At 50.5% G+C, this 13,684-nt stretch carries 9 protein-coding genes; 3 read left to right on the top strand and 6 right to left on the bottom strand.

Annotated features, from left to right (window positions below; translation table 11 throughout):
• Positions 1-6 precede the first annotated feature (6 nt).
• From BP71_RS18845 to BP71_RS18830, 4 genes are all read right to left on the bottom strand, one after another.
• Positions 7-1,581 carry a SusD/RagB family nutrient-binding outer membrane lipoprotein gene (locus BP71_RS18845; protein ID WP_496382003.1) on the bottom strand — a complete coding sequence of 525 codons (1,575 nt, stop codon included), beginning with the start codon at positions 1,579-1,581 and terminating at the stop codon, positions 7-9.
• A gap of 19 nt (positions 1,582-1,600) precedes the next feature.
• Positions 1,601-5,146: a SusC/RagA family TonB-linked outer membrane protein gene (locus tag BP71_RS18840; RefSeq protein ID WP_496382001.1), complete on the bottom strand. Its 3,546-nt coding sequence runs from the start codon at positions 5,144-5,146 to the stop codon at positions 1,601-1,603.
• Between the two features lie 262 nt (positions 5,147-5,408).
• On the bottom strand, positions 5,409-6,638 hold the full coding sequence (locus BP71_RS18835; protein WP_496381999.1) for a FecR family protein: 1,230 nt from the start codon (positions 6,636-6,638) through the stop codon (positions 5,409-5,411).
• Between the two features lie 126 nt (positions 6,639-6,764).
• A complete protein-coding gene (locus BP71_RS18830) occupies positions 6,765-7,400 on the bottom strand; it encodes an RNA polymerase sigma factor (RefSeq protein ID WP_496381997.1) in 636 nt (211 codons plus the stop codon).
• Between the two features lie 293 nt (positions 7,401-7,693).
• Here BP71_RS18830 and BP71_RS18825 point away from each other — a divergent pair, with 293 nt between their 5' ends.
• Positions 7,694-9,433 (top strand): T9SS type B sorting domain-containing protein, encoded by a 1,740-nt coding sequence (locus tag BP71_RS18825; RefSeq protein ID WP_496381995.1) that lies wholly within the window; start codon positions 7,694-7,696, stop codon positions 9,431-9,433.
• A gap of 16 nt (positions 9,434-9,449) precedes the next feature.
• Here BP71_RS18825 and BP71_RS18820 read toward each other — a convergent pair whose 3' ends face one another.
• Positions 9,450-9,923 (bottom strand): hypothetical protein, encoded by a 474-nt coding sequence (locus BP71_RS18820; protein WP_496381993.1) that lies wholly within the window; start codon positions 9,921-9,923, stop codon positions 9,450-9,452.
• 648 nt (positions 9,924-10,571) lie between these two features.
• Between BP71_RS18820 and BP71_RS18815 the strand changes: the two genes are divergently transcribed.
• Positions 10,572-10,844, top strand: a complete 273-nt coding sequence (locus tag BP71_RS18815) for a hypothetical protein (protein ID WP_496381991.1) — start codon at positions 10,572-10,574, stop codon at positions 10,842-10,844.
• A gap of 109 nt (positions 10,845-10,953) precedes the next feature.
• On the opposite strand, the gene BP71_RS18810 is transcribed toward BP71_RS18815, so the two are convergent.
• Positions 10,954-12,297 carry a WG repeat-containing protein gene (locus BP71_RS18810; RefSeq protein WP_496381990.1) on the bottom strand — a complete coding sequence of 448 codons (1,344 nt, stop codon included), beginning with the start codon at positions 12,295-12,297 and terminating at the stop codon, positions 10,954-10,956.
• A 214-nt stretch (positions 12,298-12,511) separates the two neighbouring features.
• Between BP71_RS18810 and BP71_RS18805 the strand changes: the two genes are divergently transcribed.
• Entirely contained in the window at positions 12,512-13,675 is a 1,164-nt protein-coding gene (locus BP71_RS18805) for a DUF3095 family protein (RefSeq protein WP_496381988.1), read from the top strand.
• The last annotated feature ends 9 nt before the right edge of the window (positions 13,676-13,684 follow it).

Below are 13,684 nucleotides of genomic sequence, written 5' to 3'. Positions count from 1 at the left end.
AGACAATTATTTTTTGTCCCACCACACACGTCCTAAAAGCGCGTCACTCTGCGCTTTTACGCTGGGATCCAGCGGAAATCCTTGTCTTTTCAATGCTTCCTGCTGGTGATCGTTGTTGGTCGCGCGTTCATCGGGATACGGCAGCCTTCTGAACATCTCACCGCCCGTTACCGAGCCCGGATACGGCTTGTCGCCTTCCCAGTTTTTGAAACTAAATTTCGGATAACCGGTACGTCGCCAGTTGGACCATACCTCGTGATCGTCACCGAGCAAGCTAAGCCATTTCTGGGTCGACAGCTGGTTCAGTTTTTCTTCAAATGTCCCGTTTGTTTTGTAGGGATAGCCCGTCGTCAGGTAGGCTGTAATGGCTGCCTGCGAAATGGTACTGTTGTTCGGCGAAAGCGACGGTACATTAGGCCACAATGCCCATTGTTGCATGGCCCGCGTTACGGCGAGGTCGTAAGCGGCTTTTTCGGTAGTGCCGCTGTACCAGCCGCGGAGTACCGCCTCCGCTACGAGTAATTGTGCCTCGGCGGGCGTCAGAATCAGAAGCGGGGAAGTTTCCCGGTTCCACCAGATCGGCGAGTATTCCGAATAGGTAGGGAAATCGGCGGGGTAGCCGAGAATGGATCCCGGGATCATCCCTTTCTGATTGGCCATGGAAGTGTCCGCAACGTAGGCCGAACCTGCTTTTGTCCAAACCACGGAAAGGACGTAAGTGCGCGGGTCGCGGGTTGTTTTGAACTGGTTGATCAGCGTGCTCGACAGTTTCTGACCCTGCGCATTGTCGGGGTCCTGCGTTGCCTGATATTCGGTATAGGGTGCCCGCGGATTGGTGGCCGTAGCGCTGTATTTCAGGTAAGCAACATCCGCGGCTTCCGACATCACGCCTCCATTGAGGGCGATCAGCGCATACTTTTTGGCCATCTCCGGGTCTTTTTCTGACAAACGCATGGCCAGCCGGAGCATCAATGTGTAGGTGAATTTCTTCCATTTCGGAATGTCGCCGCTGTAAAATACGTCCGCACCGCCAAACGTGGGCATCGACGGGTTGAGCGAAGCCGCCGCTTCGTCCAGTTCTTTAAGCATATCCATATAAATGGCCTGCTGGGTGTCGTATTTGGGTTTCAAAACATTAGCCAATGCTTTGGACGCCTCGAAATAGGGGATGTCTCCGGTCGCGTCCGTGAGGGTGTGATAGGCATACACGCGTACGACCCGGCAGAGCGCAATTTTGTTTACATCTTCAGGTGCTTTCAATGCGTCCATACACTGCTTGATCGCATTGAGCTGGGTGGAGTAGATTCCGAAACCGAATCCGGGAATGTAGTCGAACTGCTTTCCGCCGATGTCGGGAACGTCTTTGTACGTCGCCACATATTGCATTCCCTGGTGCAATGCGCCGCGTGTCTGCGGCATCCCGAGCTCTATCTGGGTGAAAAGGTAGTTGGGGATAACGTAATCGATCTTGTTCGGATCATTGTTGAGGTTGGTGAGCACGTCGCTGTTACAGGAAATCATGGTTCCTATTACTGTTGCCAACGCTGTTTTATATGCTGTTTTGATAAATCTGCTATTCATTGTTTCGCCGTTCAAAATGTTAGAATTTCAGCATCAGATTGAAACCATAGTTGCGTGTCCGCGGCATATTCACACCGCCGGTTCCCTGTGCGTTGGTTACCGATTCCTGGAACTCGGGGTCCAGTCCTGCCTCTTTCACGCGTTTGTCGCGGTAGAGGATGAACAGGTTGCTGGCCACCAACGCGATGGAGGCTCCCTGCAGACGCAGCGGGCGAAGTACCGATGCCGGGATGTTATAGTTCAATACCACGCGACGGGCTTTTACGAAATCGGTCTTGTAAGTAAACAACGCGGAATATCCGCGCCCCACCTGGTTGTAATATGCCTGGATATTCGCCGGTGTCCACAGGTAGCTGAAAGTGTCGCCATTCTGGTCCACACCATTGAGTTGCAATCCGTTATCGCGTCCCTCCAGTGTCATAGGTGCCAGGCCGAAACGGGTGGCGTAGAACATCAGGTTGTTATAGCCCACGGCTCCAAACTTGCCGTCGAGGAGCACGTTCAGTGAAAAGTTTTTATACCGGAATGTGTTAGTCAAACCCATGGTGTGAGGCGGGTTGCCGATTCCATATGCAACTTCCTCTGCTTCGGGATAATGGCTGATGGAATTGTACACCGGTGTACCGTCAGCAGTGGTTTTCGGCTTGATCACCATTACAGTTCCGTAGGCGAGCCCGGGCCGGTTCACGATCCGCGCACCCTGAATCCCGTTCCCCAGCGATATCTCCGCCACGGTGGGGGCTAGCTCAACGATCTTGCTTTTGTTATAAGCGTAGTTGAAAGTGATGTCCCATTTGAAATCGTTGGTTTTCAGAGGATTTGCTGTCAACAAAATCTCCACACCCCGGTTGGTTACCTTGCCAATGTTGACATTGCCGCCTGTAAATCCGCTCGCCTGGGAAATGTTTACGCTTACAATGTCGTTCGTCGTCACCTTACTGTAATAAGTAAAATCAAGCCCCAGGCGGTTGCGGAAGAATTTTGCCTCAAATCCTCCTTCACTTGTCGTCACGGTAAGCGGACGGAGGTCCGGGGTAGGGAGGCTGGCTGATACATTCTGGGATGGCAGGTTATAGCCGTTTGTGGTCGAAATCGTATAGGTTTGGTTCACCTGGCCCGCATTGACGGTGGCACTACCCACTTTCGCCCACGAACCGCGCAGTTTCAGAAAGCTGATCTTGGTTGGCAAACTGACAAGGTCCGTGAGAATGGCGGAACCGCCGACAGACGGGTAGAAAATGGAGTTGCTGCCCGGATTCAGCGTCGAAAACCAATCCTGGCGACCGGTGAACGACAGGAAGAGCGTGCGTCCGTAGTCGAAATCAGCTGAGGCGAAGAGCGAGTTGGTACCTGTTCTTCTCTCCGTGTGAAATGCCGGATCGCTGGTCGCGGTTGTGGTAATCGTGCTCAGGTTGGTAAGACTGATAAAATCCGGTATAACAAAGTTGATCCCGTTCAGGTTGTTAGTAATAAACGTCGCCCGCTCCTGGTTGCCGCCCGCCATAGCCGTCACATTGAAGTCTTTCAGGAAAGCCGTATTGTAGTTGATCGTGGCCTGCACATTGGTGATCGACTGGTTGCCATTGCTGGTATTCAGTGCACCAAAAGGCTGGGAGTTCTTGCCGATCGGGACGAAGTCGGAACGCTCGAAGTACTGAAAATCACGCTGCGCCCTGCCCATAAGATAGAGTTTTTCCGAGAGATTCATTTGGATGCTTGTGGAGGCGATATAACGCTTGGTTTTATCCTGGTTCCCCATTTTGTTTACGATGAAATAGGGGTTGGGGGCTTCGGGAGCAGGGTTCCAGGCTAGCTCGCGGCCGGTTTCGGGGTTGTAGCCCGGGGCGAGATTGCGGATGTCGACCGTGTTGGCTACCAGGTACACAGGCCATGCGGCATTCATTTCGGCATATCCCACGGTTGGCCGGTTCTTACCATTCACGATGTTGTACTGCACGTCGGATTTCACGACAAAAAGGTCGTTTTTGCCGAGTTTGGCCATCAGCGAGAGGTTGGCAGTCTGGCGGCCGTATGACGAGTTGGGCTGCATACTTCGGGACCTGAGATCGGAGAGCGAGAGGCGGCCATTGAATACCTCGGTCCCTGCATTGAATGCGATCGTATTGGTGATATCGGAACTGTTCCGATAGAAATTCTTAATATTTTCTTTAACCCCGATCGCTGCGTACGGATGCATCTTGCTGTCTACCTGCATGTACTGGATCGATGGATCCACTTTGGCGCCATAAGATAGGCGACCCGAGGCCTGTGCTTCCGCTACTGTTTTAGGAATGTTGCCATTCTGTCCCTGGCCGTACTGCGTTTGAAAATGGGGGAACTCGCTGGGAGTACCCATGGTGGCTACCGAATTGAACTCCACACCTACACCTTTTTGCGCCTTGCCGGATTTGGTTGTGATCAGAATGACCCCGTTCGCAGCCTGACTGCCGTAGAGTGCCGCCGCCGCACCACCCTTTAGTACCGAAATGCTCTCGATGTCGTCCGGATTGATCATTGAAATACCATCCCCACGGTCGATGTTCAGGCCTACGGTGTTCTGGCTCGCGCCACTGTTGTTATTGTTGATCGGCAGGCCGTTGACCACGTACAACGGCTGCTGGTTGGGATTGGAGCCGCTGAGCGAGTTGTTACCCCGGATAATGACCCGGCTTGAACCGCCGGGCCCTGCATTGATCTGCGTGGCATCCACCCCTGCGACCTTGCCCGTCAATGCACTCGCGAGGTTGTTGTCGCGTGCCTGGGTGAATTCTTCCCCACGTACCTCAGCCACCGCATACGTGAGCGCTTTTTTCTCCTTGGCGATCCCCAGCGCCGTCACCACCACTTCATTCAGCGCATGTTCCGAAGGTTTCAGCTGCAGGTCGATCACACTCAGGCTGCCCACGTTCACTTCCTGGCTTTCGTAGCCTACGAAGCTGAAAATTAAGATACCTGAGTCATTAGGCAATGCAATTTTATAGGAACCGGTCGCGTCGGTAACTGTGCCGGTTGATGTGCCTTTCAGTACAATGCTTACGCCGGGCAATGGCTCTTTTTTTTCGTCGGTTACCTTGCCTGTGATATCCTTGGGAGGTAAGGGCTTCACGGTCGGCAGGTTGACGGGCTGTAATGCGTTCACAGCCAGCGGTCGCATTGCCTCTTCCAGTGTACCCGTCGGCTCGGCGCTGGTTTTGCGGGTTTTGGCAGCTTTGATCACCACGGTTTTACCGACGATGGCGTAGGTCAGAGACTGCCCCGCCAGGCATTGTTCGAGCGCTTTTTCAAGGGTTGTGTTCCGGACATTAATACTCACTGCGGAAGTTTGTTTCAGCAATGCATCGTCATAAAAGAAAGTATAACCGGATTGTTTTTTCAGGATCTCGAAAACCCTTTCCAATGCGAGGTCGTTACCCGAAAGCGTTACCTTTTGGGAGTAACTGGCTGCATGAACGTGCAGACAGGCAATGGTCATCAGGATGATAGAAAGCTTCACTATCCTAGCAATATTAAAGTTTTCGCAAGACCTTCCGTAGCCCTTTCCGTAAGAGCATAGTTTTCTGTACATTTGAAATGTTTGGGTAAGTTGTTATCGATTTTTTCGCGAAATGGTATAACAATCCCTGCCAGGTTTACTGGTAGGGAGCAGCAGAGCCCGGACAAATCCCAACCAACATGGGAGTTCGATCAGGGGCGGGCCAACGCTCCTGATTTTTTTATGTCCGTTCTTGATTATGCGTTCCGGAAGTACTCAGGGTGGTAGTGCTATCATCATGGGCAAGGGGGAGTAGGTGGTTAAATGGTATCGTATTCAATAACAATCCGTCAGATTATGGTTTTACGAGCACTTCTTTTCCGGCAATATCCAGGTGTACTTTGCTGATTTCCAATATTTCGAGTACCTCTGAGAGCGTTGCGCTGCGGGGTATTTCACCGCTGAACTTGCGGTCGGGGAGCTTGCCGTCATACCTGACTTCGACGTCGTACCACTTCGTGAGTTCCTTCATGATCTCCGCAAGGCCGGCTTTTTCAAACCTGAAATAGCCTTCCTTCCAGGCCACCGACTGCCTTACATCCACGTCTTTTACCTGAATGGTGGCGGACTGCCCGGGTACATTGGCCTGCTGGCCGGGTTTCAGCAGGCTCTTCCGGTTTCCTTTCCGGACGCGTACCGAGCCTTCGAGCAAGGTCGTCTTAACACTGCCCGCATCGCCGTAGGCATTAATGTTGAAATGGGTTCCGAGGACTTCTACTTCCACGTCGTTAACCTTTACGATGAACGGCACACGCCGCGCTACCGGAACGGTCCGATCCGTCAGTTTGCTGATCTCGAAATAAGCCTCGCCATTGATCTCCACACGCCTGGCCCGGCTATCAAATGCTGTCGGATAACGGATCGAGGAGGCGGCGTTCAGCCATACCTTACTGCCGTCGGGCAAAACGAGGTGGTATTGGCCTCCGCGAGGGGTTTTCAGTACATTGTAGCCGGCACTGGCGTATTTCCTGTCTTTTCCTACCTGGTAGGCCAAGTGCCCCTCGCCGGTTTTGACGATCGAGACATCACCTTGCTGCGTCAGAACACCCTGGGACACATGGTCAAGTTCGATGGTCTTACCGTCGGATAAAGTGAGCAGCGCCTTGTTGCCGCCGGGTTGGATATCGTTGTTGATGCCCACTGTTGCCAATGGCTTTTCAACCTGTTTTTCTACCGACTGTTTGTAATAATACAACCCGATCCCCAGCGCAAATAATACACTCACTGCTATGGATATACGTCGCCAGAGATATACCGGTTCGTTATCTTGAAAGGTAGCTTCATCTGTTTCGACGATCGTTTCACTCCGCGGTGCAAGTATACTTTCCAGCATCTGCCTGCTCCGTTCTTCGGAAAATATCTCATGGTGACTTGTAAATGAATCCCAGGCCTCGTCCATGAGCTGGCGGATGATTTTTTCGTGTTCAATCCCTTGCAGCAACTCCGCAAGTTCGAGCTTTTCCTCCGGCGTAGCCGTTCCATCGAAATGGCGGTAGAAAAGATAGGTCCTGCGCTGGTTGTCCATTCAATAAATTTTTTGTTTTTATTGATAAGACACAGATTATTGGGGGCAGGGTCAATCAGATAAAATAATTTTCCGGAATTTTTTCAAATGAAAATATAATTATCCTGCTCGCGACAATTCCGGCTTTCAGCCCGAAATCAGCTCTGAAATCGATACCAGGAATCCCAGCACATTGCCTGCGTTGCTTTTGATGTATCGTGAAATCGCTGCAATGGCCAGACTGACGTGCCTTTTGACGGTTTCTTTCGACAATTGCATCCGTTGCGCGATTTCTTCGTGTTTCAAGCCTTCCTCCCGGCTCATGCGCCATACTTTCTGTTGCTGAGGTGCAAGCAGCGACACAGCCTCGTCGATGATCAGGTAGTACCGTTCGCGATCGGGTGCATTCTCAGGGTCTTCAGAAAAAGGAACGTCGGCGACCCACTTTTGATAGAGCAGCGCTTTCCGGGCCTCATCCCGCATCATATTAAATGTGTGATTACGGGAAGCGATGAACAGATAGGCCCTGAAATTGCTGATCCCCAGCAACTGTTCCCGGCGTGTCCAGATCTTAATGAAAACATCCTGGACAATTTCTTCCGTAATGGGCAATGATTTCGTGAGTCGCAGGACATAATCGGCCAGCTCCTGATGATAGAGATAGAACAGGCGCGAAAACGCTTGTTCATCTCCCTGCGCTACTTGATTGAGCAACTCCGGTTCGTTGTAGGCTACTTTCAGAGGCACGTCTGTGTTCTTTAAAGGGGTTAGGTATGCTGACACCGGCATTGTCAGCTTTATAAAGTTAATGAAATATTAATGTTAGGCTACCTGAATATTCATAAAACCACAGATTTCCGGGTAAAGTACAATACATTCCGGAATGAATAACTCACTTATTCCGAAGTGGTGGTGAATTCAATGGTAATTGTAGTAAAATGTATCAAACAACCCAATAAAGTAACCCCAGGCAACTTTTTGGCGAAATTTATAGGATGTGCGCAAAAGAATAGGGTTGCCACGCAACGGCCCGGCGGCTTGTGGCGTAAAATGTTGCAACGAACCTCGGATTCCCTATGAAACACGCTCTAATGCTGACTGCGATCCTGTGTCTTTGGCTGCAAATCGTTGCCGCACAGGTGGATTGCAGCAATATCGGTTTCGAGCAGGGCAATACCAATGGCTGGACGCTGACGTATGGCGGCGTTACCGATCAGAACCTTCAAACGGTGTACCAGAATGAAACTAACGGCAGCCAGAACAAAGAGCACTACATCACAAGCGCCACGGACGGTAACGATCCCAGGATTCCGTCGATCCCGATGGTCGCGCCGGGGAGTAAACATTCGATCCGGATCGGCAACGTGAACGAGGGCGGGCATTTCAGCAGGATTCATACCAATTATATCGTTACGGCGGATAATACGCTGTTTCAATACAAGTTCGCGGTCGTTCTCCAGAACACCGGGGCCGATGGCCGCGCTAATCATGAGTCTTACCAGAAACCGGGTTTCAATATCCTTATTTTTGACAGTAATGGCGAAGAATTGCCTTGCAGCAGCTACGATATCCAGCTGGAAGGTTCCAATACCGTGGAGGGATTTCAGGCGTCGGGGGACATTCAGTACCGGAACTGGACGGTGGGCGCTATCGACTTGCGGAATTTTGTAGGTAAAACCATCACGATCGTCGTGACCGCACACGGTTGCACGCGCATGCGACATTTTGGATACGCGTACTTCGATGCGGAATGCCTGAAATCGGAGATCAAGCAGGTGGCGGACTGTCCTGACGAAAGCGGTTTTCTCACATTGGCTGCGCCCGAAGGATTTGGTAAATATGTATGGAACAATGGCGAGACTTCACAACAAATTCAAGTGAAAGCCAGCGTAGGCGATAAATACCACGTCGAAATGGTGCCCCGGGGAAGTCTGGACGAGTCGTGTGCACTGGGCCTGGATTATGAAGTAGGTTTCAAAAAGAAGACCGCCGCGCTTGCAAAGGTGATTTGCGAGGGAGATGTGTTTGCATTGGGCGACACACTTTTGAGGACCAGCGGGGTTTACGTCCGGAATGTGAGCAGGAGTAATGTGTGCGACAGCACAGTCACGCTGACGCTGACCGTGAATCCGGTGGGGGCTTTCAGCCAGACGGTCAGGATCTGCGAGGGAGAGCGCGTAGTGGTAGGGGACAGCGCGTATACTGTTGCCGGTACCTACATTCAGAATATACGCCAACCGACCGGCTGCGACAGCGTTGTGACCACCATCGTGGAGGTAGTGCGTATCGACCTTACCGTTATTCCAACGATTTCCATTACACAGGGCGACAGCGTACACGTGGAGCCGTTGATCGAACCGGCAGGCACCTATGCTTACCATTGGGACCAGACCGGCCTTTCGTGCACAGACTGTCCTGATCCTTGGGCATCGCCGGTGCAATCCACATTATATCAGCTCGAAGTTACCGATCCGGAAAAGGTCTGCATGCGCCAGGCTCGTGTGCAGGTGTACGTGAAGCCCTGTGGTATCGAAATCCCGGATGCATTTTCACCCAACAACGACCAGCATAACGAGGTGTTTTTTGTGTATGGGAATACTTGCGTCAGGCAGGTGCGGGAAATGTACATTTACAACCGTTGGGGAGAGGTAATCTATCAGAAATCAAATTTCGCTGCTTCCGACCCGGCTGCGGGTTGGGACGGAACCTATCAGGGTGCCGGCATCGCGCCGGGCGTATATCCGTACAAGATTCGGGTGGAATTGAATAATGGCTCGTTTCTGCATTATACAGGAGTTGTGAATTTGCTGCGTTGAGGATGCAGGCGGGGAGTTACTGTCGCTTCATCAACAAGTCTCCCTGAAATGTGTTCCCGTCGATTATTTCTTTTAAGTTGACATCCAAGTGTTTTCCAGCCAGCACGGCGTTGATCTCAATATCCGACGTTTGCAATTCACCACTAGTCGGCCATTCGATCTTTCGCAGGACATGAAATTTATCGGCTGCCGAGAGTTCAATATTGTCAAAGGTGACCTCTTTGGGGGGCGTTGGCTCAAAATACTCTTCCCATCCTTCGCCTTCAACTGTATACTCTTCGCGGTGCTTCAGGCGGATCATGTTGTCGGAAATCCGCTCGATCGTCCATCGAATAGTTGCAGTAACCGTGAATTTATCCTGATAAGTCTGCGAACTCGACGCCTGATAAACGCCCACCAGGTCCCGCGTGAGGTCCGGGGCTGGCTCCTTGTCCTTTTTGCAGGCAATGAGGATTACAAGAAGTAAAAGGGGGAGATATTTCCCGATCATGACAGAGGTAAAATATAACTATTCGTAATCTAACCATTATCCTGTGAAATATCAAAATAGTTTTTTATTGCGGAGCTTATGAAGTTTCTACTATCCTATTGGAAATCTAATTGAAATAATTGTCAAAAATCTTAGCAAGGAATTTAATAATGAACAGTAAACATATCTTGTAATTACCATCAGATTCATAACTGTGACGTCAAGAAAACTACCTTGTTTATTGAAGGATGTGTGAATTCCAGGACTCTGGCGAGGCAGCTGGTCGCTGTTTATTTTACTAACTATTCAAATTTCAAATTCGACCTAACTTTGCAGAATTGTGTCGGAAAGTTTAACGTGGCTGTGCACGCCAATTTTATCAATGGAACCGCAAACATTAACAATGTATCCATGGATTATTCGACCTGGGGAACGGACCCGTTTGCGTTTTGCAACTTTCTTGAAAACAATTACCGGGACTGTAACATAAAATTTGCTTCTACGAATAATCTTAACTTGCAAAGAGCCGTGTCGTTCAGGAATTGTAAAATTTCATCGGCAACATTGTATAAGTTGAAGATTGGGTATTACGGTGCTGAATATGTGGAGATGGAAGACTGCAAACTGGATAATATTGTTCTGTCGGATATCATTCAAGCTGACTATCAGATGAAATTGATATTAAAAGGGAATACCATTTCAGGCTATGGCAGTGCAGGCCTCTTAGAAAATGTAACCAGACGCCTTGCCTACATAGATGTATCGAATAATAAGTTCACATCGACTACGGATCCAACGGCAATACCGATTCAGCTGGGCCTGGAAGCCACCGATTCACATGGCTTGCATACTTTCTGCCTCTGGGAAGATTCCACGGCGCAGAATTCCGTCAGTTTTGGAGTCATTTATCCAATAACCTATAAGACTAACCAGACGGTATGAGTACTGCTTTTTAGGTTTTCTTCGACGGCGAGTCGGTGTCGTCGATAGAGTTTTCGCAGGAAAACGCATTGTCCTGGTTCTCCGACGATAGGCTAGCCTCGACTCCCGGCTACGACTTTTTCCCCGTTCCAACTAACCGCCTTTTCAGCACGCGCTGATAGAGCAGATTATTGAACCAGATGAACAGTAGCACACCGATCACAATGAAAACCGCATTGAGCTTATACGAAAACCCAACGAACGTTTCTTTTCCTTTAAGTGAGAGTTCAAAGCGCAGCCAGGAACGCTCAACCGTGGTCACAGGGTGGTCGAAGGGCAGGGCTTCGTCGTAGATGATCTCCGTAATGAAATGTCCGGTGGTGTCCATGTAGCCATATTTGTCGTCTATCCGGACCATCGAAAGGCCGTGATTGTAGTACGAAGCAAAATCGTATTTGAAAGGCGTACGTACTTTCCCGGATTTGTCGATATGACCGAATTTGCCGTTGATGGCTACGGCTGACCGGTTTTCGGCAGTGAAACCGGTCGCTTCATCGTACAGAAATTGGATGCGCGTTTTACCGGTCTTGTCGATACAACCCCATTTGCCATTCTTTTTTACCCAAAACAAACCATTGGTAGGCTTACGGGTATCGGTGTATTCGAAAGGGACAATGAGGTCGCCGGTAAATGGGTTAATGTAGCCGTATTTGTCGCCATACTGCACGCGCTCCATGCCCTGGCCGGAAAACTTGTACTCAGGATCGATATCATCCAGGGACACAGGCACTCTGAGTACCATATTTTTATCGATAATGCCGAATTTGCCCTTGTAACTGAAATGGTAAATGAATTTGGAATTTTTGATCTCCTTTTCGATGAAAGGGCTGAAATTGAAATTCAGAATGAAGAAATCTCTTCCTTCCCCCCACAACACATCCTCCTTGGTGTCGTGGTTACAGAGGAAATCGATTCTGGCATCTTTGAGCAGGTAGTCTTTCGGATAATGCTGAATGGGGATTTTATAGAGCTCCTTACCGGTGAGATCGATGTAGGAAAGCCCGTAATGCCCACCGGAAGGGTAGATGACCCAGGTTTTACCATCCCGGAACCGGTCAGTGGAGGTGTAGGTCGGCGGAATGACAACCCGGCCGGTTTGATCGATGAAACCATGCAATCCGTGCCCGTCCGGACCCAGTTCCATTGGTACGAATTCGGCGAGCCCCTCAGCAAAGTCGCCGATGTCGCGGTAGGCAGGCGTCAGTTTGCGGCCTGTTTTGTCGGTAACAAAGGTTTCGTAGGAACGGCAGGGGATATTCACTTTCTTGACCACGTAAATACCGTCGTACTCCCGGTACTCATTGTATGCTTTGAGCCACGACTTATCCGCGGCGGTCTTGTTTTGTGCAGAAAGCAATAGTGGGTTAAGCAGGGAAATGAAGAGCAGAATATAGTGAAAAGTTGTTCGAAGCATTCCAAAACTTGGGTTTCAGGTGATGTGGCCGGCGGCGGAAAGACGTCGGAGTCGGTTCAGGATACCAGCGGTACCTGTTTTCAGATTGCAAAAAACGAAAACTTGGCAGGAATATCGTCCTGCTTCGGGGGAATTATTGAGAAAATAGCTTTAATTTCCGTATCTGAATGCGGAGGAACCCGCTACTTTTCAACCTGGAAACTCACTACCCGCCATGTCGCCGGCTCAGAACGATCAGTTTTATTTCCGTTTGCCTGCCAACCATATTTCACTGGGTGAATTGCTTACGGAGGCCCACTTATTTTATGATGTGCCGGAGTCGTGGCATGTGGTAATCACCGATATCCGTAACTCGACGGACGCGGTGGCGGGCGGCATGCACCAGACGGTCAACCTCATTGCCACCGGCAGCATTGCCAGCGTCCTCAATATTGCATTCAAGGCGGGTATCAAGCTACCTTTCTTTTTTGGCGGTGACGGCGCCACATTTATCGTTCCGCCCGGCATTGTAGACGCGGTCATGCGGTCGCTGGCTATTTTCCGGAGCAATACACAAGCGAATTTCGGCCTGGACCTGCGCATCGGTACTGTGTCGGTAAAAGAGATCTACGATCGGGATTGCGAGCTAAAGGTGAGCAAGTTGAAGATGTCTGGCATTTTTTCGATACCGGTTGTGCTTGGCAACGGGCTGCATTATGCAGAGAAAGTGGTGAAAGGGGACGCTTACCGTTTCAGCGTGGAACCCGTGCCGGGTGATGAGCTGGATCTGAGTGGTATGCAATGCCGTTGGGACAAGATCGGTCCCCCGGAACCGGACCAGGAAGTGGTCACCTTGTTGGTGGCGGTCGCGGCGGGAAAAGCGCAGGCAGCCTCGTTCGCGAAAGTCATGGCGTATATCGACACTGTTTATGGGCCTTTCCCTCGGAGGCAGCCCATATCCGTCCCACGCCTGATATGGAAGACAACTTTCAAAAAAATGGAGCTCGAAACACTGGTCAGGAAAGGACGCATCAACCTGTTGGGTGTTTTCGCATCCTGGCTGGCGTCACTGTCCGGTTACGTATATTTCTGGACGTCACATGGGAAAAATTACCTGAACAGCCTTGTGGAAATGTCGGACACGCTGGTAATTGACGGAAAAATCAATACGGTCATCACGGGTACACCCGCCCAGCGCGAGACGCTGCAGAAAGCACTCGACGAAATGGAGAATGCCGGCGAAATCCATTACGGGATGCACATCAGTAATGTATCGGTGATGTCGTGCTATGTCCACGACCTGAAAGACGGCCACATCCATTTCGTGGACGGCGGTGACGGTGGGTATACCAAGGCGGCGGGCATGCTGAAACAAAAGTTTCGCAGCAGGCAGCTCTGATTGCAGTAC

The organism is Dyadobacter ginsengisoli DSM 21015 (assembly GCF_059568735.1).
Note: the sequence above shows the minus strand (reverse complement) of the source record. Positions and strands in the feature narration are given on the sequence as shown.

Bases quoted from the DNA above. Each gene is read 5' to 3' on its own strand.
- BP71_RS18845 (WP_496382003.1), bottom strand. From the start codon at position 1,581: ATGAATAGCAGATTTATCAAAACAGCATATAAAACAGCGTTGGCAACA.
- BP71_RS18840 (WP_496382001.1), bottom strand. From the start codon at position 5,146: ATGTACAGAAAACTATGCTCTTACGGAAAGGGCTACGGAAGGTCTTGC.
- BP71_RS18835 (WP_496381999.1), bottom strand. From the start codon at position 6,638: ATGGACAACCAGCGCAGGACCTATCTTTTCTACCGCCATTTCGATGGA.
- BP71_RS18825 (WP_496381995.1), top strand. From the start codon at position 7,694: ATGAAACACGCTCTAATGCTGACTGCGATCCTGTGTCTTTGGCTGCAA.
- BP71_RS18820 (WP_496381993.1), bottom strand. From the start codon at position 9,923: ATGATCGGGAAATATCTCCCCCTTTTACTTCTTGTAATCCTCATTGCC.
- BP71_RS18815 (WP_496381991.1), top strand. From the start codon at position 10,572: ATGAAATTGATATTAAAAGGGAATACCATTTCAGGCTATGGCAGTGCA.
- BP71_RS18810 (WP_496381990.1), bottom strand. From the start codon at position 12,297: ATGCTTCGAACAACTTTTCACTATATTCTGCTCTTCATTTCCCTGCTT.
- BP71_RS18805 (WP_496381988.1), top strand. From the start codon at position 12,512: ATGTCGCCGGCTCAGAACGATCAGTTTTATTTCCGTTTGCCTGCCAAC.